23 protein-coding genes are annotated in these 22,959 nt (G+C 71.4%); 9 read left to right on the top strand and 14 right to left on the bottom strand.

Annotated elements, in window-relative coordinates:
• Positions 1 to 3: 3 nt before the first annotated feature.
• Entirely contained in the window at positions 4 to 1,107 is a 1,104-nt protein-coding gene (locus AC156L_RS21075; RefSeq protein WP_330875891.1) for an amidohydrolase family protein, read from the bottom strand.
• Between the two features lie 26 nt (positions 1,108 to 1,133).
• On the opposite strand from AC156L_RS21075, the gene AC156L_RS21070 reads away from it, so the two are divergent.
• Positions 1,134 to 2,408: a glutamine synthetase family protein gene (locus AC156L_RS21070; protein ID WP_330875892.1), complete on the top strand. Its 1,275-nt coding sequence runs from the start codon at positions 1,134 to 1,136 to the stop codon at positions 2,406 to 2,408.
• Here the strand turns inward: AC156L_RS21070 and AC156L_RS21065 are convergent.
• The 5 genes from AC156L_RS21065 to AC156L_RS21045 all read right to left on the bottom strand — a co-directional run bounded on the left by AC156L_RS21065 (position 2,389) and on the right by AC156L_RS21045 (position 6,714).
• Entirely contained in the window at positions 2,389 to 3,120 is a 732-nt protein-coding gene (locus AC156L_RS21065) for a class I SAM-dependent methyltransferase (protein ID WP_330875893.1), read from the bottom strand. The genes AC156L_RS21070 and AC156L_RS21065 overlap by 20 nt on opposite strands.
• A gap of 10 nt (positions 3,121 to 3,130) precedes the next feature.
• Complete coding sequence (locus AC156L_RS21060; protein WP_330875894.1) at positions 3,131 to 3,739, bottom strand: sigma-70 family RNA polymerase sigma factor; 609 nt, start codon at positions 3,737 to 3,739, stop codon at positions 3,131 to 3,133.
• 610 nt (positions 3,740 to 4,349) lie between these two features.
• On the bottom strand, positions 4,350 to 4,931 hold the full coding sequence (locus AC156L_RS21055; RefSeq protein ID WP_330875959.1) for a sigma-70 family RNA polymerase sigma factor: 582 nt from the start codon (positions 4,929 to 4,931) through the stop codon (positions 4,350 to 4,352).
• 200 nt (positions 4,932 to 5,131) lie between these two features.
• A complete protein-coding gene (locus AC156L_RS21050) occupies positions 5,132 to 5,887 on the bottom strand; it encodes an RNA polymerase sigma factor (protein WP_330875895.1) in 756 nt (251 codons plus the stop codon).
• Between the two features lie 95 nt (positions 5,888 to 5,982).
• On the bottom strand, positions 5,983 to 6,714 hold the full coding sequence (locus AC156L_RS21045) for a class I SAM-dependent methyltransferase (protein ID WP_330875896.1): 732 nt from the start codon (positions 6,712 to 6,714) through the stop codon (positions 5,983 to 5,985).
• A 106-nt stretch (positions 6,715 to 6,820) separates the two neighbouring features.
• On the opposite strand from AC156L_RS21045, the gene AC156L_RS21040 reads away from it, so the two are divergent.
• From AC156L_RS21040 to AC156L_RS21025, 4 genes are read left to right on the top strand one after another with little or no spacing between them, the layout of a single operon-like run.
• Positions 6,821 to 7,663: a ParA family protein gene (locus AC156L_RS21040; protein WP_330875897.1), complete on the top strand. Its 843-nt coding sequence runs from the start codon at positions 6,821 to 6,823 to the stop codon at positions 7,661 to 7,663.
• Positions 7,660 to 8,295, top strand: a complete 636-nt coding sequence (locus AC156L_RS21035) for a LysE family translocator (RefSeq protein ID WP_330875898.1) — start codon at positions 7,660 to 7,662, stop codon at positions 8,293 to 8,295. Before AC156L_RS21040 ends, AC156L_RS21035 begins: the two co-directional genes overlap by 4 nt.
• Complete coding sequence (locus tag AC156L_RS21030; protein ID WP_330875899.1) at positions 8,282 to 9,067, top strand: Fpg/Nei family DNA glycosylase; 786 nt, start codon at positions 8,282 to 8,284, stop codon at positions 9,065 to 9,067. The genes AC156L_RS21035 and AC156L_RS21030 overlap by 14 nt, the downstream gene beginning before the upstream one ends.
• 33 nt (positions 9,068 to 9,100) lie before the next feature.
• The gene (locus AC156L_RS21025) at positions 9,101 to 10,126 is read left to right on the top strand and encodes a quinone-dependent dihydroorotate dehydrogenase (RefSeq protein ID WP_330875900.1); all 1,026 of its coding nucleotides are present in this window, start codon (positions 9,101 to 9,103) and stop codon (positions 10,124 to 10,126) included.
• 12 nt (positions 10,127 to 10,138) lie between these two features.
• Here AC156L_RS21025 and AC156L_RS21020 read toward each other — a convergent pair whose 3' ends face one another.
• From AC156L_RS21020 to rimO, 7 genes are all read right to left on the bottom strand, one after another.
• The gene (locus tag AC156L_RS21020) at positions 10,139 to 11,359 is read right to left on the bottom strand and encodes a uracil-xanthine permease family protein (RefSeq protein ID WP_330875901.1); all 1,221 of its coding nucleotides are present in this window, start codon (positions 11,357 to 11,359) and stop codon (positions 10,139 to 10,141) included.
• A 758-nt stretch (positions 11,360 to 12,117) separates the two neighbouring features.
• Positions 12,118 to 12,915, bottom strand: a complete 798-nt coding sequence (gene pspM, locus AC156L_RS21015; protein WP_330875902.1) for a phage shock envelope stress response protein PspM — start codon at positions 12,913 to 12,915, stop codon at positions 12,118 to 12,120.
• A 12-nt stretch (positions 12,916 to 12,927) separates the two neighbouring features.
• Complete coding sequence (locus AC156L_RS21010; RefSeq protein WP_330875903.1) at positions 12,928 to 13,788, bottom strand: PspA/IM30 family protein; 861 nt, start codon at positions 13,786 to 13,788, stop codon at positions 12,928 to 12,930.
• Between the two features lie 289 nt (positions 13,789 to 14,077).
• Complete coding sequence (locus AC156L_RS21005) at positions 14,078 to 14,509, bottom strand: helix-turn-helix domain-containing protein (protein ID WP_330875904.1); 432 nt, start codon at positions 14,507 to 14,509, stop codon at positions 14,078 to 14,080.
• 155 nt (positions 14,510 to 14,664) lie between these two features.
• Positions 14,665 to 15,141, bottom strand: a complete 477-nt coding sequence (locus AC156L_RS21000) for a CinA family protein (RefSeq protein WP_330875905.1) — start codon at positions 15,139 to 15,141, stop codon at positions 14,665 to 14,667.
• Positions 15,138 to 15,671 carry a CDP-diacylglycerol--glycerol-3-phosphate 3-phosphatidyltransferase gene (gene pgsA, locus AC156L_RS20995; protein WP_330875960.1) on the bottom strand — a complete coding sequence of 178 codons (534 nt, stop codon included), beginning with the start codon at positions 15,669 to 15,671 and terminating at the stop codon, positions 15,138 to 15,140. The genes AC156L_RS21000 and pgsA overlap by 4 nt, the downstream gene beginning before the upstream one ends.
• 68 nt (positions 15,672 to 15,739) lie before the next feature.
• Positions 15,740 to 17,155 (bottom strand): 30S ribosomal protein S12 methylthiotransferase RimO, encoded by a 1,416-nt coding sequence (gene rimO, locus AC156L_RS20990; protein WP_414719874.1) that lies wholly within the window; start codon positions 17,153 to 17,155, stop codon positions 15,740 to 15,742.
• 140 nt (positions 17,156 to 17,295) lie between these two features.
• Between rimO and AC156L_RS20985 the strand changes: the two genes are divergently transcribed.
• The 3 genes from AC156L_RS20985 to AC156L_RS20975 all read left to right on the top strand — a co-directional run bounded on the left by AC156L_RS20985 (position 17,296) and on the right by AC156L_RS20975 (position 19,451).
• Positions 17,296 to 17,814: an amino-acid N-acetyltransferase gene (locus AC156L_RS20985; protein WP_330875907.1), complete on the top strand. Its 519-nt coding sequence runs from the start codon at positions 17,296 to 17,298 to the stop codon at positions 17,812 to 17,814.
• Positions 17,815 to 17,849: 35 nt separating this feature from the next.
• Positions 17,850 to 18,728, top strand: coding sequence for a MerR family transcriptional regulator (locus tag AC156L_RS20980; RefSeq protein WP_330875908.1), 879 nt, complete (start codon positions 17,850 to 17,852; stop codon positions 18,726 to 18,728).
• Positions 18,729 to 18,968: 240 nt separating this feature from the next.
• Complete coding sequence (locus AC156L_RS20975) at positions 18,969 to 19,451, top strand: phospholipase (protein WP_330875909.1); 483 nt, start codon at positions 18,969 to 18,971, stop codon at positions 19,449 to 19,451.
• Positions 19,452 to 19,496: 45 nt separating this feature from the next.
• Here the strand turns inward: AC156L_RS20975 and AC156L_RS20970 are convergent, their stop codons facing one another.
• On the bottom strand, positions 19,497 to 21,953 hold the full coding sequence (locus AC156L_RS20970) for an FtsK/SpoIIIE family DNA translocase (protein ID WP_330875910.1): 2,457 nt from the start codon (positions 21,951 to 21,953) through the stop codon (positions 19,497 to 19,499).
• Positions 21,954 to 22,061: 108 nt separating this feature from the next.
• Here AC156L_RS20970 and AC156L_RS20965 point away from each other — a divergent pair, with 108 nt between their 5' ends.
• A complete protein-coding gene (locus AC156L_RS20965) occupies positions 22,062 to 22,922 on the top strand; it encodes a lysophospholipid acyltransferase family protein (protein WP_414719870.1) in 861 nt (286 codons plus the stop codon).
• The last annotated feature ends 37 nt before the right edge of the window (positions 22,923 to 22,959 follow it).

The following is a 22,959-nucleotide window of genomic DNA, read 5'->3' as shown; positions in this document are numbered from 1 at the left end:
ACTCTAGTCCAAGCGGTAGGCCCGGTGCGCGTTCTCGTACCCGATCAGGTGGGCGATCCGCACCGCGTCAGCCTCCAGCAGGTCTCCGGACGCCATCGCGGCGGCCAGGAAGTCCGACAGCGCGCGCCGGAACAGCAGCGCGCCGAGGTGGTACAGCTCGGCGAGGCCGTAGGCGTCGGTGGAGAACAGGAACTTCCCGAACGGCACGACCTCCAGCGCCTCGGCCAGCAGCCTGCTCGCCTGGTGGCCGACGTTGTGCGTGGCGAGACCGAGGTCGACGAAGACGTGCGGGAACACCTGCGCGAGGTAGCCGGCGTTGCGGTGGAACGGGTAGTTGTGCAGCAGCACCACGGGAACGCCGAGCCCCGCGGTGGCGCGCAGGAGGTCGGTCAGCAGCAGCGGGTCGCAGCGGTGCAGGTCGGCGTCCGAGTCGCCGTAGCCCACGTGGAACTGGACGGGCAGCCGCCGGTCGAGCGCCTCCCACACCAGGAAGCGGGACAGCACCTCGTCGGCGCACCGGCCGCCGCGGGCGAGCCACCGGCCCGCCGCGTCGGCCACCTCGCGGGCGGTGGGCCGCTCGGGTCGCAGGGCCAGGCCGACGCGGTAGGCGGCGATGGACTTCGCGCCCACGGCGGTGGTGGCGTCGAGCCGGGCCCGCACGGCGTCGGCGAACCCGGTGGCCGTGCTCCCCGCCGAGACGACCTCCTCGGCCAGCCGCTCCAGCCGGACGACCTCGAACGACGACGCGCCGGTGACGGCCGCCAGCTCGCGGTGGTCCAGCAGCGGCTCCGGCGACAGGCCGCCGTCGACCAGGTAGGTCCCGACGTCGGCGGCCGTCAGGAACGCCCTGGTGACCTCCGCCGCGCCGAGCGACCTCCGCCGGGCCACGTACTCGTCGGCGGGGGCGTGCGGCTCCAGGTCCAGGACCGGCGCGCACCAGCGGCGCACCGCCAGCCCGATCGAGGAGTCGAACAGGCTGGTGCCCAGCGGGCTCACCCGGTCGGCCTCGGTCAGCAGCTCCTCGAAGCCCGCGCGGTCCACGTCCGCGCGCAGCACGCCGTGGCAGTGGTGGTCGACCAGCCTGAGGTCCGCTACGAACGGCAGCATCCTCCCGTTGTAGCAGCATGGAGGGCATGGACACCGCGCACCTCGAAGAACTGGGCGTCGTAGCCGTGGCGCTGACCTGGGTCGACAACAGCGGCGTCACCAGGGTCAAGTCGGTCCCGCTGAGGGAACTGGGCGGGGCGGTCGGCGCTTCGCCGGTGTTCGACGTCTTCCTGCTCCAGGACACGATCATCGAGGGCCGGTTCGTCGGCGGCCCGGTGGGTGACCTGCGGCTGCACCCCGACCTGGGCCGGTTGACCGCGCTCGCCGCGCAGCCGGGCTGGGCGTGGGCGCCCGCCGACCGCCACCACCAGGACGGGAGGCCCTACGCGCTCGACCAGCGCCTGGCGGCGAGGGCGGCGGTCGAGCGGCTGGCCGACGCCGGGTTCGCCGCGAAGGCGGGCTTCGAGGTCGAGTGGGCCGTGGGGAAGGGCGGCACGGACGACTTCGTGCCCGCGACGTCCGGCCCCGCCTACGGCCACGCCCGCCAGGTCGAGCTGTCCGACTACTGCGCCGAGCTGCTCCGGGCGCTGCTCGCGCAGGACGTGCGGGTCGTGCAGTTCCACCCCGAGTACGCGGCGGGCCAGTTCGAGGTGTCCACGGCGCCGTCGGACCCGGTCGCGGCGGCCGACACGGCGGTGCTCGTGCGCGAGACGATCCGGGCCGTGACGCTGCGGCACGGGATGCGGGCGTCGTTCTCGCCGAAGGTGGCCGTGAACGGGGTCGGCAACGGCGGCCACCTGCACCTGAGCCTGTGGCGCGACGGCCGGAACCTGTTCACCGGCGGGGTGGGCCGGTTCGGCCTGTCCCCCGAGGCGGAGCGGTTCACCGCGGGCGTCCTGGAGCACCTGCCCGCGCTCACGGCCATCGGGTCGCCGTCCGTCGCGAGCTACCTGCGGCTCGTCCCCTCGCACTGGGCCGCGCCGTTCGCCGCGTGGGGCCTGGAGAACCGCGAGACGGCGTTGCGGCTGGTCGCGGGAGGGAACGCCAACCTGGAGGTCAAGTCGTTCGACCTGTCGGCGAACCCGTACCTGGTGATCGCCGCGACGCTGTCCGCCGGGCTGGCGGGCGGCGGGGAGCTGCCCGACCCGCTCGACGTCGACCCGGCCGGGCTGGACGGCGTGCCGAGGCTGCCGTCGTCGCTGGAGGAGGCCGCGGACGCGCTGGAGGCCGACGGGGTGCTCGCCGGGGCGCTGGGGCGGGAACTGGTGGCGACGGTCGTGGACGTGCGGCGCGGCGAGGTCGCACTGTTCGCGGACTCGACGCCGGAGGAGGTGGTGGCCGTCACCCGCTGGCAGCACTGAGCACGGGCTGGAAGAAGTCCGTGTCCGGCCAGCGCACGTCGGTGAAGCCCGCCTCGACCAGCAGCCTGCCGAGTTCCGCGCGGGTGATCGCCCAGCAGGTCGCCCGCCGTACCGCGGTGGTCCACCCGTCGCCGCGCGGTTCGACCTGGAAGAGCTCCAGGTCGTAGTGGGTGCCCTCCGCGTTCCAGGTCCACAGCTGGAACGTGACGGTTCCGTCCGCGTTGCGCCGCGGTGGCGTGGCCTGCGGCCGGTCGCGGCGGAGGGTGTCGTAGTCGCGGGTGGACAGCACCAGCCCGCCGCCGGGCCGGAGCACCCGCCGCATCTCCCGTGCCGCCGCCGCGACGTCGGCCGGGGTCAGCAGGTGCGGCACGGCGTTGTCGGCCGCCAGCACGACGTCGAAGCTCCCGGAGGCGAACGGGAGCGCCCGCATGTCCGCCGCGACGACCGGCAGCGCGAGCGACCGCGACGCGGCTTCCCGCGCGGCGCGCGCCACCGCGGCCGGGCTGAGGTCCGAGCCGGTCACGGGGTAGCCGAGCGCGGCGAGGCCAAGCGCTTGCGTGCCGATGCCGCAGGCGCAGTCCAGCACCCGTGAGCCCGGCGCGAGCAGCGGGGCGAGCGCCGCGGCCTGCCGTGCGACGCTCGCGTCCCAGTCGCCGAAGACCAGGTGGTAGGTGGCGGCCAGGTCGTCGTAGAACCGGCGGGGATCCCCCATGCCTCCCGTCCTACCGCATCTGGTCGGGGGTGACCGTCCTGCGCAGCTTGGTCAGCGCCCGGTGCTGCGCCACCCGGACGGCGCCGGGGGTCGACCCGAGGGCGGTGGCGGTCTCCTCGGCGGACAGGCCGACGACGATCCGCAGCAGCAGGATCTCCCGCTGCTTCTCCGGCAGGACCTTGAGCAGCTCCACCATCTCGCGCGACAGCTCCCCGCGCAGGGCCTGCTGCTCGGGACCGGCGTCGGTCTCGGGGAGGTCCGGCACGTCCGCGACGGGCTCGGAGCGGTTGCGCGAGGACGCCCGGTGCGCGTCCGCCACCTTGTGCGCCGCGATCCCGTAGACGAACGCGAGGAACGGACGCCCCTGGTCGCGGTAGGACGGCAGGGATTTGAGGACCGCGAGGCACACCTCCTGGGCCGCGTCGTCCGCCGAGGCGAACGAGCGCTCCTGGGGGCCGATGCGGGCGCGGCAGTAGCGGACCGCCAGCGGTCGGATCACCCTCAGGAGGGCGTCCACCGCCTTCCGGTCGCCCCTCATCGCGGCGACGACGTCCGCGGCGACGTCGTCCGTTCCGGGTTCCGGTTCGCGCTCGCCCCCCTTCTCCGGGGTGCGCGCCACCGATCCGATGCGGAGGTCGTTGCGGGATGGACGATCAGCCCCAATAACAGCGTTGCCAATACCCGCCATCACAGGCCCCCTTTGCAATTCATGTGCGCACGAGCGGTCGTACGAGCCCTGGAAATGCGCACGGTCCCAGCGTGCGTGCTGCTCAACGCGGTTTCGCCGCATTTCAGCGGCCCAACACGGCCGAAGTCCGGGAAACCCACGCGCACTGCATCAGTCACCAATTCATTCCCCACGAACCGGCCGATCTGCGAGCCGGGCAACGCACCCCCAGGTAGCGCCGTCCCCAGCCTCGACTCCTGGGACCACTCCAGGAGATCACCCATCGGCCCATCCCTACGTCGACGACATTTCCACGTTCACCTATGGACATGTCCCCAAACAAGACGACACTCACGAGATTTTCTTAAGCAAATTGAATCCATAGGGAATATGAATGCGGCCATTGCGACTCTACCCGGTATCGAAAGACTGCGATTCACCAGGAACGACTTGCCGTCGTTAATCGCACACAATTAATGACGCGGTTATTATCCGCAATTCTGCGGAGGAGGAACGCGAACTGATCGGACGCGACCGGGGAACGACCTGGTCGCGGGGTCGATCAGACGCGGTCCCGCACGTCCGCCGGGTCGATCACCTTGCGCAGGCGGGTCAGGGCGCGGTGCTGGGCGACGCGCACGGCGCCGGGCGTGGACCCGACGGCGTCGGCGGTCTCCTCGGCGGACAGGCCGACGACGATCCGCAGCAGCAGGATCTCCCGCTGCTTCTCCGGCAGGACCTTGAGCAGCGCCGCCATCTCGCGCGACAACTCCCCGCGCACGGCCCGCTGCTCCGGACCGGGCTCGGCCTCGGGACCGTCCGGCACGTCCGGAACCGGTTCGGAGCGGTTGCGGGCCGACGCGCGGTGCGAGTCCGCCACCTTGTGCGCCGCGATGCCGTAAACGAATGCGAGGAACGGGCGCCCCTGGTCCCGGTAGGACGGCAGCGCCGTCAGCACACCGAGGCACACCTCCTGGGCGACGTCGTCCGCCGAGGCGAACGAGCGCTCCTGGCGGCCGATGCGGGCGCGGCAGTAGCGGACCACCAGCGGGCGGATCGAGCCGAGCAGGCGCTCCACCGCCGCGCGGTCGCCACCGATGGCCAGCGCGACCTCGACGGCCAGGTCGTCGGGACGCGCGGACAGCACGGCGATCGAGGGCTCCACCGGGGTGACGGCCTTGCCGGTGGCCGCGCGGGCGACCAGCTCGTCCAGCTTGGTGCCCTGTGCGCGCTTCACGAGGCTCGCGGCGCCCACCTCGCCCAGCGAGGACCCGCCGAGGGTCTCCTCGGAGTCGACGATCCTGCGGTGCCGCTCAGCGCTGACGTCGATCGGCGACGAAGCCATCACAGGCCCCCTTCACGGCTGAGGTACCGGCGGGCCACCGCGCGCGCCCGCGAGATGCGGACCTCCACGGTGTGGGGCTTGAGCCGCATCAACTCTCCGATCTCAGCGGGGCTGTACCCGCCGCGCACGAGTGCCAGCAGCGCGCCGTCACCGTGCCCGATGTGCTTGAACAGCGAATCCAGCACCGCCTGCGTGACCACCGTGTCCTCGGCCGACCGGTCGGCCTGGAGCTGGTCCACGGTCGACCACGCGTCCAGCAGCTCCACGTCCACCCAGTCCCGCCTGCCCCGCTGCCACCTGCGGTAGGTGTTCGGGAAGGTCAGGACGCAGGCGTTGGAGTAGTACTGCTTGAGCGACAGGCCGTCGTACGGCGACCACCTGCCGCCGATCAGCCCGCGGTCGCGGAACATCTCGAACCCGTCCCACACGACCTCGCTGGACAGGTCCTCGACGTCGTGCGGCGGCACGTTCTGCCGCAGGACGCCGCGCCCCTGCCTGCTGGAGCTCGCGAAGATCCCCCCGGAGCGCACCAGGCCCTTGACGTACTCCAGGCCGTAGCCGAGGAGCTGGTTCAGGACCATCTTGGACACCCCGTCGGCGAGTCCGCGTTCGCGGAAGTGCTGGTGCAGCAGCATGTCGACCCGGACGCGGTGCGCTTCGTCCACGCCCGACCTGAAGTAGCGGTCGACGTCGTGGTTGGAGAGTTCCTCTAAGACCGGGTCGGCCGGCTCCCGAGGGCCCTCGACAAAACCCATCCACCGATCCCTACGTCGACACGTCCGCGGCCTTCACTGGTCCTAATGTCGCTGACCAACGCTTTCCTCACAAGATTTACGAAGGAAAATTTCACTCACGCCGGTCGGCGGGCCAGGACGTGCAGGCGTGCGGCGACGTCCCGCAGGGGGGACCGCGTGGCCGCCGCCAGCTCCAGCTCCGCGAGCGCCTCCGCGGCGCCGGGACTCGACTCCAGCACGGATCCGGGCACCAGGTCGGACACCACGCCGTAGCCCTGGAGCAGTTCGACCTTCAGGCCGGTGGCCATGACCAGCGCTTCCAGGCCGTCGATGTCGAAGCGGCGCAGCAGCGGGTCCTTGGTGCCCGCGAGCTGGCCCGCGGCGTCGTCGAGCAGGCGGCGGGCGTCGACCAGGCGTCCCGCGATGGCCCGGTGCAGCACGGCCGCGAACCGGTTCGCCACCAGCACGGACACCGCGCCACCCGGTGCGGCGGCCGCCGCCAGCGCGGACGCGGCCACCGCGGCGTCGTCCACGACCTCCAGCAGCCCGTGACCGAGGACCAGGTCGGCCTCGCCCGCGGGCGCGAGGTCCCCGAGCGCGTCGGTGTCGCCCTGGACGGCGGTGATGCGATCGGGCACCCCGGCCTCGCGGGCCCGGCGGTGCAGCGTGGCCAGCGCGTTCGGGCTGGGCTCGATGACCGTGACGGCGCACCCGGCCACGGCGAGGGGCACGGCCCAGACGCCCGTGCCGCCACCGACGTCGAGCACCCTGGGCGGTTCCCCGCCCCGGCGCTCCCGCGCGGCGATCAGCTCGGCGTCGAGCACCCTGTGTACGGCGTCCGGTCGCATGGTCGTAGAGCGTAGAGCCTGGAACACGGCCTCGACCGTCCGCTCCGGCGGTCGGGCGGCGACCGACGTTCTTCCCCGATCTGGTAAAGACCGTAGGCTGCACACCGTGCATACGGTCGCAGTGCTGAGCCTCAAGGGTGGCGTGGGCAAGACGACGGTGGCGCTCGGTCTCGCCTCGGCCGCGCTCCGCCGGGGCGTGCGGACGCTGGTGATCGACCTGGATCCGCAGTGCAACGCCACGTCGACCCTCGAACCCGCCGAGACCGAGGCGACCATCTACGACGTCCTGAGAGAACCCACGCTGGAGGTGCTGGAGCGGGCCATCGCCCCGAGCACGTGGGGCGAGGGGGTCGACGTGCTGACCGGCTCCGAGGACGCGGAGTCGCTCAACCACCCCGACCCCGGCCAGACCAGGCTGAGCAGGCTGCGCGAAGCCCTCGGCCTGCTCAAGGACCGCGACGACGACTACCCGTACCAGCTCGTGCTGCTCGACTGCCCGCCGTCGCTCGGCCAGCTCACCCGCTCCGCGCTCGTCGCGGCCGACCGGGCTCTGCTGATCACCGAGCCGACGATGTTCGCGGTCGCGGGCGTGCAGCGGGCGTTCGAGGCCGTGCAGAACGAGCGGGAGAACAACGCCGACCTCCAGCCGCTCGGCGTCGTGGTGAACCGGGTCCGGCCGCGCTCGCACGAGCACCAGTTCCGCATCGACGAGCTGCGCGACATCTTCGGTCCGCTGGTGATGCCGGTCGCGCTGCCGGACCGGCTGGCCGTCCAGCAGGCGCAGGGCGCGTGCATGCCGATCCACGAGTGGGGCACGCCCGGCGCCCGCGAGGTCGCGCTCGCGTTCAACCTGCTGCTCGCGCGGGTGCTGCGGGTCAGCCGCAGCAGGCGGCGGGCCGTGCACCGCGACTTCGACGACGAGGAGATCCAGGAAGCGGTCGACGCGTGAGCGGTGCCGCCCTGCTCGCCTTCTGCACCGCCGCGGTCCTGCTGACGATCACGCCCGGCCTGGACACCGCGATGCTGCTGCGCACGGTGCTCGGCGGGGGCCGTCGAGCGGGTGTCGTGGGCGGGTTCGGCACGACGCTGGGCTGCCTGGTGTGGGGCGCGGCGAGCGTCGCGGGCCTCACCGCGCTGCTGGTGGCGTCGCGGTTCGCCTACGACGTGGTGCGCTGGGCGGGCGCGCTGTACCTGCTGTGGCTCGGCGGGTCGGCCCTGTGGAGGTCGTGGCGCGGGCGGTCGGCCCCGGAGGAGGGCGAGCCCGTCCGGATGACGCCGGCCCAGGCGCTGCGGATCGGCTTCACCACGAACGTGCTCAACCCCAAGATCGGCGTGTTCTACCTGAGCCTGCTCCCCCAGTTCCTGCCGACCGACACGACCGCGACGGGTTGGGCGGCGCTGCTGGTGGGCATCCACGTGGGCATCGGGCAGCTGTGGCAGCTCGTCGTGGTCTGGTTGGCGGGACGGGCGGCCGTCGTGCTCACCAGGCCGCGCGTCAAGGAGTGGGCGGAGCGCCTGACGGCGTCCGTCCTGATCGGCTTCGGCCTGAAGGTGGCGTTCGACACCAGTGCCAGAGGGTGACACGGTTTTCCTGGCAGGCCACCGCCTCAACGAGGCGCTGGCCGGCAAAGCGCTGCTCCGTGCCGAGCTGCGCCATCCACGGCTGCCCTCCGGGGCCCTGAGCGGGCGTTCCGTGCTCGGGGTGCACACGGTGGGCAAGCACATACTCATGCGGTTCTCCGGAGAGCTGAGCCTGCACAGCCACTTCCGGATGGACGGCGCCTGGCACCTCTACCGGCCGGGCCAGAAGTGGCAGCGGCCCGCCCACCAGGTGCGGGCGATCATCGAGGTCGAGAACCGGATCGCGATCGGGTTCGCCCTGCACGACATGGAACTGCTGCCCACGGCCGAGGAGAAGTCGCTCGTCGGCCACCTCGGCCCCGACCTGCTCGGCGAGGACTGGTCGGACGCCGACCTCCACGAGGCCGTCCGGCGGTTCAGCGCCGACCCGACGCGGCAGCTGGGCCCCGCGCTGCTCGACCAGCGGGTGATGGCGGGCGTCGGCAACCTCTACAAGACCGAGGTGTGCTTCCTGCTGGGCGCGTCGCCGTGGGCGCCGGTGTCGGCGGTGAACGCGGTCGAGGCCGTGAAGCTGTCGCGCAAGCTGCTGCTCGCGAACGCGTGGGCGCCGGAGCAGAGCACGACCGGGCAGCGGGGGCGCGGGAACCAGCACTGGGTGTTCGAGCGCGGTGGCAAGCCGTGCCGCCGGTGCGGCGACCGGATCAGGGTGCAGACCCAGGGCGACGACTACATGGCGCGGATCTCGTACTGGTGCCCGACCTGCCAACAGTAGGCTGACCTGGGTCTACTTCCAGGAGGTCGTTCGGTGGTCTACAAGCGCGTGATCCGCGGGGCGTTGTTCCGCTTGCACGGCGGGGACGCGGAGCGGGTCCACGAGACCACCCTCGGCGCCCTGTCGCGGCTGAGCCCGGCGCTGCGGTTCAGCACGGGCACCCGCAACGAGCGCACGGTGTTCGGCGTGCGGTTCCCGAACCCGGTGGGGCTCGCGGCCGGGATGGACAAGGACGGCCGCGCCCTGCCCGCGTGGGCGGCGATGGGGTTCGGGTTCGTCGAGGTCGGCACCGTGACCCGCCACCCGCAGCCCGGCAACCCGCGACCGCGGCTGTTCCGGCTGCGCGAGAGCGAAGCGATCATCAACCGGATGGGCTTCAACAACGCGGGCGCGCAGGCGCTGGCGGACCGGTTGGAGCGGCTGGGGCCGCTGAGGGTGCCGCTGGGCATCAGCCTCGGCAAGTCGAAGGTGACCCCGGTCGAGGAGGCCGTGGAGGACTACCGCGCCTCGCTGCGGACCCTGTACCGCCGGGGAGACTACTTCGCCGTCAACATCAGCTCGCCGAACACGCCGGGCCTGCGCAGCCTCCAGGACCGGACCGCCCTGACCGAACTGCTGGGCGAGCTGACGTCCACCGCGGACGAGCTGGCGCAGGGGGGCGTGCGGAAGCCGATCCTGGTGAAGATCGCCCCGGACCTGACGGACGACGCCATCGCGGAGCTGCTGGAGGTGTGCGACCAGCACGGGATCAACGGGCTGATCGCCACCAACACCACGCTCGGCCGCGACGGGCTCGCCGCGGCCGACCAGGGGCTCGCGGGCGAGGCGGGCGGGCTGAGCGGACGGCCGCTGGCCTCGCGGGCGGTCGAGGTGGTGCGGTTCGTCAGCAAGGAGACCGGCGGCGGGCTGCCGATCATCGGCGTCGGCGGGATCCTCGGCCCGGACGACGCCCTGCGGATGGTGGACGCCGGGGCCGACCTCGTGCAGGTGTACACCGGGTTCATCTACGAGGGGCCGGGGCTGGTGCACCGGGTCAACAAGGCCCTCGTCGGCCGGTAGACGTCCACCGGGCTACGAGGGCCGCCCCTGCTGGGCCGGGCGCGCGGCCCCCAGCCAGCGCATCACCGGGTGCAGGATCACGATCAGCAGCGAGCCCCAGACCAGGCCGCCGAGCTCCATGCTGCCCAGCTTCATCGTCAGGTCGCCGACCCCCGCCACCAGCGCGGCCCCACCGACCAGCGCGTTGGCCGGGTTCGTCAGGTCCACCCTGTTGTCCATCCAGATGCGGAAGCCGATGAGACCGATCAAGCCGTAGAGGACGAGGGTCGCGCCGCCGAGCACACCGGGCGGGACGGTCGCCATGGCCGCGGTGAACTTCGGCGAGAACGCCAGCAGGACGGCCCCGCACGCGGCCACCGCGCACGCCGCCGTCGAGTACACCTTGGTCACGGCCATCACCCCGATGTTCTCGGAGTACGTGGTGGTGCCGGACGCGCCGCCCAGACCGCCCAGGAGGGTCGAGAGTCCGTTGGCGATGATCGAGTCGCCGACGCTGCCGTCCAGGTTCCGCCCGGTCAGCGCGGCCACGGCCTTGACGTGCCCGACGTTCTCGGCGACCAGGACGATCACGACGGGCAGGAAGAGCAGCGTCACCGACGGCCGCACCTCGGGCGTCTGGAAGTCGGGCAGCCCCACCCAGGCCGCGTCGCGCAGGGCGCGGAGCCGGTCGGCGGGGATCTCGCCGAGCAGACCGCCCAGCACCCAGCCGGCCGCCACGCCGAAGAGGACGGACAGGCGGAAGACCAGCCGCTTCCCCAGCACGCCCGCCAGCAGGATGAAGCCCATGGTGACGGCGGCCAGCAGCGGCTGCCTGGAGAACGAGTCCGTGGCGGAGTGCGACAGGTTGAGTCCGATGAGGATGACCACCGCGCCGGTCACGACGGGCGGCATCACCGAGTCGATCAGCCGAACGCCCAGCGCTTTGACCGCGATGCCGACGACGACCACCAGCAGGCCCACGACCAGCACACCACCGAGCTGCGCGGCGACACCGTCCTCGCGGGACGCGGCCAGCGGGGCGATGAACGCGAACGACGCGCCGAGGTAGCTGGGCACCCGGTTGCGCGTGAGCAGGAGGAACAGCAGCGTGCCGAGGCCGGAGAAGAGCAGGGTGGTGCTGACGGGCAAACCGGTGACGGCGGGGACCACGGCGGTAGCGCCGATCATCGCCACCAGGTGTTGGGCGCCGAAGCTCATCGTGAGCGGCCAGCTCAACCGCTCCTGTGCGGCCACGGCTTCATCGTCGGTGACCCGACCATCGCCGTGCACGGTCCACAACGCCACTCAATGCCCTCCCGGCAGCTCGGCCGGACGCCCCTGTCCGACTTCGGAATCCTGCCACGCCAAGTAGCCAATAAGGCTATATAACGGTCTGATAATCACACGAAGGCACTAAGATTGTTCGGTTGAACCACAGGTTCGGGCCAACTTGACTACGCTTGGTGACGTAGTGGCGTGCGAGCAGATGGTCCCGAGCCGATGGGCGGGGGGAGCGCTTGACTCAGCTTACTGTGCGTGGATCTTGAGATGAGGGTGGGGGCGGGGGGTGGTGACCAGGAGTGAGCGCCGTCTCGTCGGTGCGCACGTCAAGAACGGGATCACCGCAGGCGATCGGGACTTTGTGTCCGATGTGACTTGGGGACCCCTCATTTGAGCCTTTGATCGGGACGAGGTGCGGCCCTGAATGCCTGCCCGATCATCAATTTGAAGGCTCAAATCCCCCAGTGAAATCGGCCACGCGGTCCGGAACCCCACAGCGAGCGGTCACTCAGCACCACAGACCACAAGCAGCGACAAGGGCCTATTGACCTGGGAAAATGAGGCGGGCGCCCTGGACCGTGGCCGATTTTACCCAGGGGATTCGATCCTTACCCTTGTTGATCGGGCAGGTTGCCACCACCTGCCCCTCAGCCCGATCAAAGGGTCAAGTCCAGGGGCCCCAGGTCACATCGGCCACACCCGGCTGGAAGCCGCGGCCACCCCGGAACGTGTCAACGCGACAAATCGCGCAAAGCGGACGCCAGGCCGGCCAGGTGGTCGGTCGCGTCCACCAGGGCGTGCCGGTTGTCCACCGCCGTGCTCGCGGCCAAGGCCCGGCCCGCGGTCGCGACCAGCGCGCAGTACCCGTCCACGCCCTCGTCCAACTGCCCGCGCAGCCGTCGCACGCCCTCGATCAGGGGTGCGCGGTCCAGAGGCGGTGCCGTGTCCCTGGCCCTCTCGACGGCCTGCAACTGAGCCGACACCGCGCGGATCGCCGCCGCGGCCTCCACGCTGGTCGCCCTGGCCTGGTCCACCGACTCCGACGGCACGGAGGTCAGCGACACCGAGTCCAGCTGGCGCAGCAGCTCCTGCAACGTCTCCTCGGCGTCCTCCAGCCGCTGCATGGGCTGCCTGGCCGCCGAGGAGTGCGAGGGCAGCGGCACGCGCGGTGGCGGTGCCGTCAGCGCCAGCTTCTGCTTCGCGGCGGACAGCTGTCGCATCTTGGACCCGGTTCGGAACGCCAGCACGGCGACCACCGCCCCGCCGACGGCCGCCCCGACGCCCACTCCGACCTCGAACACGCCGAGGAACGTGAACAACCCGATGACGCTCAGCACGGCCAGCAGGCTGAACCAGACGGTCATCGCCCGCCCGGCCCGCCGGTGACGGCGGTCGAGCTTGGCCACCGGGTTGTTCCAGGCGTCCAGACGTCGGCGAACCTGGTCCGCGACGGGGCCCTGAAGTTGACCGCCGACCATCTGCGCGATCTCTCCCGCGGTCTTCTTGCGGGGCCCCATCCCGTGGTTCATCTACGCCCCCGGTCAGCCCTGGCTAGCGGGCGGGTTCTGCTGCGGCATCTGCTGGGTCTGCTGCGACTGCTGCACGCGCGCGGCGATCTCCTGCTGGATGCTCGCGGCACTGCCTGCCGACGAACCGCTGGTGACCTCGCCCGCGACCTTGCCGCCGCCCATCGAGGCGCGGATCTGCTCCAGGCGGGACGAGCCCGCCATCTGCGTGGTCGACTGCTGGACCTCCAGCATCCGGCCCTGCACGGAGTTCTGCGCCAGCTCCGCGGACCCGAGGGCGGTGGTGTACCGCTTCTCGATCTTGTCGCGGACCTCTTCGAGGGAGGGGGTGTTGCCCGGTGCGGCGAGCTCGGTCATCTGGCGCAGCGACGAGGAGACCTGCTCCTGCATCTTCGCCTGCTCCAGCTGGCTGAGCAGCTTCGTGCGCTCGGCGAGCTTGGACTGGAGGACCATCGCGTTGCGCTCGACGGCCTGCTTCGCCTGGGCCGCGGCCTGGAGCGACTGGTCGTGCAGCGTCTTCAGGTCCTCGATGCCCTGCTCCGCGGTGACGAGCTGGGTGGCGAACGAGGTGGCCGCGTTCTCGAACTCCCCGGCCTTCTTCTCGTCGCCCTTCGCCCTGGCCTCGTCGGCGAGCACCAACGCCTGGCGGGCGGAGGATTGCAGCTTCTCGACCTCGCCGAGCTGGCGGTTGAGCTTCATTTCGAGCTGGCGCTGGTTGCCGATGACCGCGGCCGCCTGCTGGGACAGCGCCTGGTGCTGCCGCTGTGCCTCCTCGATGGCCTGCTGGATCTGCACCTTCGGGTCGGCGTGCTCATCGATCTTCGACGAGAACGCCGCCATGAAGTACTTCCACGCCTTCACGAAAGGGTTGGCCATCTCCTACGCCTGCCTTCTCCGTACTTCCTGGCTCGCGCTCGTGATTGGCAACGACCCGGTGCCGGTGTTGGTTCCATCGTGTCAGTTGTGCCGCGCTGCTTCCACCGACCTGGGGAGATATCCGGGATCACCCTGAGACCGCCCCGCGACTTTCGTCGTCGGCGTGGTCAATCCTGCCCCGTCGCGTGCGGGGATGGTCGGCAACCCCCACCCGGCGTGGCCAACTCGTTGTATGCGACAGCGCCGAGACGGGGTGTCCCCCGCTCGGCGCTGTGATCGCGTGTGTGGATCAGGCCGCCACCACGGCACCGCGTGGTGGACTGATCGAGGTGGACAGCCTGTGGCTGAGAACGGGCTGCAGCCGCAGGTCGGACAGGTCGTTTCCGACCACCGCCGGCACCAGGGTGCCGGGGTCGAGACTCGGTTCCAGCCCCGCCTTGGCGGGTTCGGGACGCTTCGTGAGCGCCGCCGGGCTGGTGACCGGCTCCAGGGCGCCCATGTCGCTGGCGACCCGGTTCAGTAGTTCGGACAGGGGCAGGTCCAACGCCTCGCAGATCGCCGCCAGCAGTTCGCTGGACGCCTCCTTGCGGCCACGCTCCACCTCGGACAGGTACCCCAAGCTGACACGGGCGGTCCTGGAGACCTCGCGCAGCGTGCGGCGTTGGGTGGTGCGGGCATGGCGGAGCCGATCACCGATCGCCTCGCGTAGCAGCACGGTCATCGCGCGCCTCCTTCCGGCCGGCCGTGCCCCCACGTTACCGATACACCCGGACAACGGGCAGTTACTTCGGGACACGTCCGCCAAGGGCGAACGAGCGGCGAGGCCGTCGAGTTCCCGGCCCGTTCACCGTTCGGCAACGGAATCCACCGGGCACGTCACCCGGAAGCGCTGGTCAGCCGGTTCAGCAGGAGGGTGAGCACGCCGTCGACGGACGCGGAGCGCACTTCGTGACGATCGCCACCCAGAGTCATCGTCTCCACCGAGGTCCCGGTCGCGTCCGACACGGCGACGTGCACGGTGCCCGGTTCGACGCCGTCCTGCGGGTCCGGTCCGGCCACACCGGTCAGTCCGAGGCCCCAGGTGGCCCCGCAGCGCGTCCGGGCGCCCTCGGCGAGTTGACGGGCCACCTCGGGGTGCACGGCGCCGTGGTCGGCCAGCAGGGCCTCGTCCACGCCCGCGAGCGCGTGCTTGAGGTCGGTCGCGTAGACGACGAGGCCGCCGCGCACGACGGCGCTGGAGCCCGGCACGGACGTCAGGGCGGCCGTCACGAGACCGGCGGTCAACGACTCGGCCGTCGCCACGGTCTCGCCGCGGGCGCGCAGCAGCGCGACGACGGCGGCCGGGTCGGTCACGCGCCCGCCACGGCGCGGCGCCCTCGGGCGCGCAGCCGCACGGCGCGGATGACGTAGTCGACGCCCGTCACGACGGTCAGGACCACCGCGGCGCCCATGAGCACCTCGGCCACCGGGACCAGCAGCGAGGGCAGCGGCAGCACGTAGAGGCCGATGGCGAGGACCTGCACGAGCGTCTTGGCCTTGCCGCCCCGGCTGGCCGGGATCACGCCGTGCCGGATCACCCAGAACCGCAGCAGCGTCACGCCGACCTCGCGGACGGCGATGACCACGGTCACCCACCACGGCAGTTCGCCGAGCAGGCTCAACCCGACCAGCGCGGCGCCCGTGAGGGCCTTGTCCGCGATCGGGTCCGCGATCTTGCCGAAGTCCGTGATCAGGCCGTGCTTGCGGGCCAGGTTGCCGTCCACGTGGTCGGTGAACGACGCGACGGCGAACACCGCGAACGCGGCCAGCCGCCACGTGGTCTGCTGGCCGTCCGCGGCGAACAGGGCCGCCAGGAACACCGGCACCAGCACGAGCCGGGACATCGTGAGGATGTTCGCGATGTTCAGCAGCGGGACCGGTGTCGCTGTGGGCGGGTCCCCGCCCACGTCCGTCACCGGGGACCGCCCCTCGGCAGGACCTCGATCGGGGTGCAGACCAGGTCGACGCCCTCGGAGGAGTCGACGACGCAGCGCACGAGGTCGCCGACCTTGAGGCCCTCGGCGTCCACGACCACGCACTCGCCGTCGACCTCGGGGGCCTGGTGGGCGGCGCGGCCGACGCAGTCGGACTCGTCGTCCTCCTCGTGCTCGACCAGGACGACCACCTCCTGCCCGACCCTGTCCTCGGCGCGCTGGGAGGTCAGCTCCTCGACCAGCGCGGTCAGCCGGGTCACGCGGGCGGTGATGGTGTCCTGGTCCAGCTTGTCCGGCAGGTCCTCGGCCTCGGTGCCGTCCTCGTCGGAGTAGCCGAAGACGCCGACGGCGTCGAGCATGCCCTCGGTGAGGAAGCGCTCCAGCTCGGCCACGTCCTCCTCGGTCTCACCGGGGAAGCCGACGATCACGTTGCTGCGGATGCCCGCCTCGGGCGCCAGCTCGCGGATCTGCCTGATCAGGCCGAGGAACGAGTCCGTGGAGCCGAACCGGCGCATCCGGCGCAGCACCGACTCGCTGGAGTGCTGGAACGACATGTCGAAGTACTGGGCGACGCCCGGCGTGGTCGCGATGGCCTTGACCAGGCCCGGCTTCGTCTCGGCGGGCTGGAGGTAGGACACGCGGACGCGGTCGACGCCCTCGATCTCGGCGAGCCGGGGCAGCAGCAGGTCCAGCGCGCTGCCCCCGCCCAGGTCGCGCGGCAGGTCCTTGCCGTAGGACGTCGAGTTCTCGCTCACCAGGAACAGCTCGCGCACGCCCTGCTCGGCCAGCCAGCGGGCCTCGGCCACGACCTCGTCGGGGTGGCGCGACACGAACGAGCCCCGGAACGACGGGATGGCGCAGAACGAGCAGCGGCGGTCGCAGCCGGACGCGATCTTCAGCGGCGCCACGGGAGCGGTGTCCAGGCGCTTGCGCATGACCTTCGTGGGGCCCCAGCCGTGGCCGGGCACCTGCACGTCGTCCTTGGTGACCGCGGCGGGCCGCTGCACGGGCGTGAGCGGCAGCAGCGTGCGGCGGTCGACCGGCTTGTGCGACTCGATCGAGCGGCCCGCGGCCACGTCGTCCAGCCGCGCGGCGAGGTCCGCGTAGTGGTCGAAGCCGAGCACCGCGTCGGCCTCGGGCAGGCTCGACGCCAGCTCCGCGCCGTACCGCTCGGCCATGCAGCCGACCGCGACGACCTTCGCGCCGCTGTCCGACGCCGCCAGCAGCGTGTCGATGGAGTCCTTCTTCGCGGACTCGACGAAACCGCAGGTGTTGACCACCACGACGTCGGCGGCGCCGTCGTCGGTGTCGACCAGTTCCCACCCGCCGCTCGTCAGCCGCCCGGCGAGCTCCTCCGAGTCGACCTCGTTGCGGGCGCACCCGAGAGTGAGCATGGCTACGCGCTTGGACGTGGTGGGAGTGGACACGCGCCCAGGGTAACCGGCCAGGGCTCGTTGACTGGAATTCACTCCCTCCACGCCAGTGGGACACGTGACACCGGCGAAGTTCGGGCGCGGCACTAAATTCAGCGGTCGTGAGCGGTGGCGTAGTCGTGCGAAGGGCCCGCACCAGCGATGTGCGGGCGATGAAGGCGCTGGTCGACCAGTACGTCGGCAAGGTCCTGCTGGAGAAACCCCTGGTCACCCTGTACGAGGACGTGCAGGAGTTCTGGGTGGCCGAGGTCGACGGGGTCGTCAGGGGCTGCGGCGCGCTGCACGTGCTGTGGGAGGACCTGGCCGAGATCAGGACGGTCGCGGTCGACCCGGCGGCGCTCGGCAGGGGCCTGGGTCACCGGATCGTGGCGCAGCTCGTGACCGTCGCGCGGGAGCTGGAGCTGTCGCGGATCTTCGTGCTGACCTTCGAGACGGAGTTCTTCGGCAAGCACGGCTTCGTCGAGATCGACGGGACGCCGGTGTCGCCGGAGGTGTACGAGGAGATCCGGCGCTCGGTGGACGAGGGCGTCGCCGAGTTCCTCGACCTGTCCTACGTGAAGCCGAACACGCTGGGGAACTCGCGGATGCTGCTCCACCTCGACCGTTCTAACGAACACTAGAAGAGTCTTGACTGTGCGAGTGCCACGCACCCAGGATGGCTGACGTGTCCCCACCCAGCGGCGAGCAGTTGACGGTCGACGAACTCGCCGCGCGGGCGGGGCTGCCGAGCAGCACGATCCGCATGTACCAGACCAAGGGCGTGCTGCACCCGCCGCGCAGGCAGGGTCGCGTCGCGCACTACGACGCGTCGCACCTGGAACGCCTCACGCTCGTGCAGCGGCTCCAGGCCAGGGGCTTCTCGCTGCCCGCCATCGCGGAACTCGTGGCGGCGCGGGAGAAGGGCGCGAGCGTCGCCGCCGTCCTCGGCGTCGGCGACGCGGAGGGCCCCGACGACTGGGTGCGCATCCGCGTCCGGGACATCAGCAGGCTCGTCCCCACCGGCAGCCTCCGGCCGCGGCTGCTGCGCCGCGCGCTGCAACTGGGTCTCGTCCGGTGGCGCCACGGCTGGCCGCACTGCCGCCGCTGGGCGCTCGACGCGGGCAACCGGTTGACGGGCCTCGGGCTGCCGAGCGACGACGTGCTGGACAAGTTCACCGTCCTGCGCGACGAGACGGACCGGATCGCCGGCGAGTTCGTCGAGATCTTCGAGCGCAGGCTCTGGCCGCACCTGGCCGCCACCACCGGCGAGGAGGACCAGCTCGACCGCGTCCGCGCCCTGCTCGTGGAACTGACCTACACGGCCGAAACCGTCGTCATCGGCACGCTGCGGGAGTCCATCCGCGATTCCGCCGAGGAGTTCGCCCGCAGGCACGGCCTCCTCCCCGGAGAGGGTTTCCAGCCCGCGTGGGCGGACGAGGCGGTCCCGATCGCCGAGCGGCTGGTCGACCCCGAACCTCGCGAGGAGATCCCCGACGAGCCGGAGATCCGCCGGTTCCTGGACCGGGGCGACGACCACGACGAGACGATCTCGTAGCTCCTCCGAACGGCGTCGCGCGGTGATCTTCAATTCGTTTTCCCGAACCCCCGCGGGGCGCCGCACAATGCGGTCGCGGGTCAAGAACTTTTACCCCTGGGGCAAGGCTCTCGACGATTCACCCATTGTTGTCGATTTTTACGCCGTATAGGGGTGACATAGGTGCCACGAGTAGATGTATGAACCACATCACAACTACTCACGAGGGGGCACAACTTGCTCGCGAATTCCCTGCGCCGCATGTCCCGCACCACCGTCGCCGCGTTCGTCGCCGTGCTGGCGCTGGTGCTCGGGGCCGGTACGGCCCAAGCCATCGACGCCCCGGCGGTCACGGACAACTACCTGTTCAGCAAGACGCTGGCGCAGTTCAGCGCGCTCAAGGCCCAGCGGCCCAACGCGGACCAGCTCGACTGGTCGGACGACGGCTGTTCGTGGTCGCCGGACAACCCGTTCGGCTTCAAGTTCCTGCCCGCGTGCCACCGCCACGACTTCGGCTACCGCAACTACAAGCGGCAGAACCGGTTCAACGAGACGAGCCGGTTGAGGATCGACAACAACTTCAAGTCCGACATGTACTTCCAGTGCGCGGGCAACTGGGCGTGCAACCGCACGGCCGACCTGTACTACGCGGCCGTCCGCGAGTTCGGCGCGAGTTCGGTGAGCACCGCCGACGCGGTCGCCAAGTTCAACGTCCAGGCGAAGGCCGCGGCGTACGCGAAGTAGTCCGGCCGTCGGGGCGGGCCTTCTCCCGGCCCGCCCCGGCACCGGTCAGTCGTCGTCGGGCTCCGGCCCGCCACCACCGCGCATCAGGTACAGCACGGAGTCCAGCTCGTCCGGCTTGATCAGCACCTCGCGGGCCTTCGAGCCCTCCGACGGGCCGACCACGCCGCGCGTCTCCAGCAGGTCCATCAGCCTGCCCGCCTTGGCGAAGCCGACGCGCAGCTTGCGCTGGAGCATCGACGTCGACCCGAACTGGGACGTGACGATCAGCTCGGTGGCCTGCACCAGCAGGTCGAGGTCGTCGCCGATGTCGGCGTCGATCTCCTTCTTCTCCCCCGCCTTCGCCGCCGTGACGCCGTCCGTGTACTCCGGCTGCGCCTGGTTCTTGACGAAGTCGACGATCTCGGTGATCTCCTCGTCGCCGACGAACGCGCCCTGCACGCGCACCGACTTCGAGGCGCCCATCGGCAGGTACAGCGCGTCGCCCATGCCGATCAGCTTCTCCGCGCCTGGCTGGTCGAGGATGACCCGCGAGTCGGTCAGCGACGACGTGGCGAACGCCAGCCGCGACGGCACGTTGGTCTTGATCAGGCCGGTCACCACGTCCACCGACGGCCGCTGCGTCGCCAGCACCAGGTGGATGCCCGCGGCGCGGGCCTTCTGGGTGATGCGGACGATCGCGTCCTCGACGTCGCGCGGGGCCGTCATCATCAGGTCGGCCAGCTCGTCGACGATCGCCATGATGTAGGGGTACGGCCGGTACTCGCGCTCGCTGCCGGGCGGCGCGGTGATCTCGCCGGACTTCACCTTCCGGTTGAAGTCGTCGATGTGCCGCACCCGGTTGACCTGCATGTCCTGGTAGCGCTGCTCCATCTCCTCCACCAGCCAGGCCAGCGCGGCGGCGGCCTTCTTCGGCTGGGTGATGATGGGCGTGATCAGGTGCGGGATGCCCTCGTACGGCGTCAGCTCGACCATCTTCGGGTCGATCAGGATCATCCGGACCTCGTCCGGGGTGGCCCGCGCCAGCAGCGACACGAGCATCGAGTTCACGAAGCTCGACTTGCCGGAACCGGTCGAACCGGCCACCAGGAGGTGGGGCATCTTCGTGAGGTTCGCCGTGACGAAGTTGCCCTCGATGTCCTTGCCCAGCCCGATGAGCATCGGGTGGTTGTCGCTGATCGTGGACGGCGCGCGCAGGACGTCACCGAGCCGCACCATCTCGCGGTCGCTGTTGGGCACCTCGATGCCGACGGCGGACTTGCCGGGGATCGGCGCGAGCAGCCGCACGTTGTCCGTCGCGACGGCGTACGCGATGTTCTTGGTCAGCGCGGTGATCTTCTCGACCTTCACGCCGGGCCCGAGCTCCACCTCGTAGCGCGTGACGGTCGGGCCGCGGGTGAAACCGGTGACCTGGGCGTCGATCGAGAACTGGTCGAGGACGCCGGAGATGGCCTCGATCATCAGGTCGTTGGCCTTGCTGCGGGTCTTCGGCGCGTCGCCGTCCTTCAGGACCGTCGGCGGCGGCAGCTTGTAGTCGCCCTCGACGGCCCGCGAGACGAGCGGCTCCTTGCTCGGCCTCTCGACGGCCTCGGCCGCCACCGCCGCGGGCACCTTCTCCCTCGGCCTGCGGCGCGGCGGCGGGACGGGGGTCTCGTCCTCCTCCTCGTCCAGCGGCAGCTCGGGCTGGACGGTGTCCTTGGCCGCGGCCTGGCGGCGGTTGCGCGACGGCCTGCGCAGCTTGACCGTCTTGCCCTCCTCCGGGAGGTCGTCGAGGTCCTCGTCGGCGTCGAAGTCCTCGACGTCGCCGGGCTTGAGCGCCTCCAGCACCTGGCGCACGGACCTGCCGGTGAACACGAGCACGCCGTAGAGGCCGACCAGGATCAGCAGCGGTGCCGCGACCCACGTGGTGAGGCCCTGGGCCAGGAACCCGCCGGAGAGGTAGCCGAGCGCGCCACCGGCCGTGCGGCGGGCGACCGGCTCGGCCGGGAGACCGCCCAGCATGTGCAGCAGGCCGAGCACGGCGACGCCGACGAGCAGGCCGCCGACCACCAGGCGCGGCCGGGTGTCCGGGTTCGGCTCGGTGCGCATGAGGATGACGCCGACCGCCAGCAGCACGGCGGGCAGCACGATGGCCGCGTTGCCGACGGAGCTGCGCACGGCCACGTCGACCCACGCGCCGACCGGGCCGCCCGACCGCCACCACACGCCCGCGGCGGTGATCACGGCCAGCGAGATGAGCAGCAGCCCCAACCCGTCACGGCGGTGCGCCGGGTCGAGGTCCTTGGTGCGGCCGACAGCGCGGACCGCGCCGCCGACGCCGCGGCCCAGCAGACCCCAAGCCCTTCCGACGGTCGCGCCGCCGGACGACCTGCGCGCGGGCGCCTTGCGGGCGGGCGCCTTCCGCGCCGGAGCCTTGGCCCGTGTCCCGGACGTGCTGGACCGGGGCTTCGACCCGGTCTTGCCGCGTGTCGTGCCCTTGCGCGAGGTCCCCGTTCGGCCCGCCATAGCGTCCTACCGTATTCCTTTTCGTCACTCCGGTCATTCCAGTCACACCGGCACCAGAGAGATCACCGGCGGCCGCACACCCGAGCGGGCATGAGAAGGTCCAGCCTCATGGTTGCCCGGAACGCCCAGAGCGAACCTCCGACACGCCGTAATCTGCCCGCCGTGTCCACCCCTCTTCTGTGGCGTGTGCTGATCGCGGTCGACCGCGTCGTCATCGGCGTGACCGGACGGCTCCACGTCACCGGCGACATCCCCGCGTCCCTGCGCGGTCGCCCCCTGCTGCTGGCCTCCAACCACATCGGCAACCTCGACCCGCTCGTGCTGGTCGCCGCGTGCCGCCGGATCCGCGTCGCGCCGAGGTTCATGCTGGCGGGGGGCCTGCTCGACGCCCCCGTCATCGGTCCGCTGCTCAAGGCGTCCGGTCACCTGCGGGTCGACCGGCGCTCGGCGAACGTCGGCGAGGCCATGCAGCGCAGCGTCGACGCGCTGCGCGAGGGCGGCGACCCGATCGCCGTCTACCCCGAGGGCCGCATCAGCCTCGACCCCGGCCTGTGGCCAGAACGCGCCAAGACCGGTGTGGCGCGGATCGCCCTGACGAGCGGCGCGGTCGTCGTGCCGATCAGCCAGTGGGGCGCGCACGAGGCCATGTACTGGGGCAACCTGCACCCGGAGGGCTGGCGCGACCTCCTGCCCTACGCGACCTCGTGGTGGCGCTCGATCCGCACCCGGCCCGCGCTGAAGGTCCACTTCGGCGCCCCGGTCGACCTGTCGGACCTGTCGGCGGGCCGGGCGGGCGACGCGCGGCGGGCCCACGAGCGGATCATGCGCGCCATCACGGCGGGCCTGGTGCCGCTGCGAGCTGACGAGCCGGACCTGCCGAGGTTCCAGGACCCGACCAGGCCGACGACGGGCAGCAGCCCGTGGCGCCCTGTCGACGACGCGGGGCACGGCTTGTCGGACAGCGGCTGACCGGGAAACCGCGTCACGCCGGGAATCGGGGTGACGC

Source organism: Umezawaea sp. (genome assembly GCF_057122925.1).
Note: the sequence above shows the minus strand (reverse complement) of the source record. Positions and strands in the feature narration are given on the sequence as shown.

What these genes read in the sequence shown, in the direction of transcription:
- pspM (WP_330875902.1), bottom strand. Translation starts at nt 12,915, where the DNA reads ATGAACCACGGGATGGGGCCCCGCAAGAAGACCGCGGGAGAGATCGCG.
- AC156L_RS21010 (WP_330875903.1), bottom strand. Translation starts at nt 13,788, where the DNA reads ATGGCCAACCCTTTCGTGAAGGCGTGGAAGTACTTCATGGCGGCGTTC.
- AC156L_RS20965 (WP_414719870.1), top strand. Translation starts at nt 22,062, where the DNA reads ATGGTTGCCCGGAACGCCCAGAGCGAACCTCCGACACGCCGTAATCTG.
- AC156L_RS21050 (WP_330875895.1), bottom strand. Translation starts at nt 5,887, where the DNA reads ATGGGTTTTGTCGAGGGCCCTCGGGAGCCGGCCGACCCGGTCTTAGAG.
- AC156L_RS20970 (WP_330875910.1), bottom strand. Translation starts at nt 21,953, where the DNA reads ATGGCGGGCCGAACGGGGACCTCGCGCAAGGGCACGACACGCGGCAAG.
- AC156L_RS21070 (WP_330875892.1), top strand. Translation starts at nt 1,134, where the DNA reads ATGGACACCGCGCACCTCGAAGAACTGGGCGTCGTAGCCGTGGCGCTG.
- AC156L_RS20975 (WP_330875909.1), top strand. Translation starts at nt 18,969, where the DNA reads ATGTCCCGCACCACCGTCGCCGCGTTCGTCGCCGTGCTGGCGCTGGTG.
- AC156L_RS21065 (WP_330875893.1), bottom strand. Translation starts at nt 3,120, where the DNA reads ATGGGGGATCCCCGCCGGTTCTACGACGACCTGGCCGCCACCTACCAC.
- AC156L_RS20980 (WP_330875908.1), top strand. Translation starts at nt 17,850, where the DNA reads ATGGCTGACGTGTCCCCACCCAGCGGCGAGCAGTTGACGGTCGACGAA.
- AC156L_RS21075 (WP_330875891.1), bottom strand. Translation starts at nt 1,107, where the DNA reads ATGCTGCCGTTCGTAGCGGACCTCAGGCTGGTCGACCACCACTGCCAC.
- AC156L_RS21045 (WP_330875896.1), bottom strand. Translation starts at nt 6,714, where the DNA reads ATGCGACCGGACGCCGTACACAGGGTGCTCGACGCCGAGCTGATCGCC.
- AC156L_RS21005 (WP_330875904.1), bottom strand. Translation starts at nt 14,509, where the DNA reads ATGACCGTGCTGCTACGCGAGGCGATCGGTGATCGGCTCCGCCATGCC.
- pgsA (WP_330875960.1), bottom strand. Translation starts at nt 15,671, where the DNA reads ATGTCCCGGCTCGTGCTGGTGCCGGTGTTCCTGGCGGCCCTGTTCGCC.
- rimO (WP_414719874.1), bottom strand. Translation starts at nt 17,155, where the DNA reads ATGCTCACTCTCGGGTGCGCCCGCAACGAGGTCGACTCGGAGGAGCTC.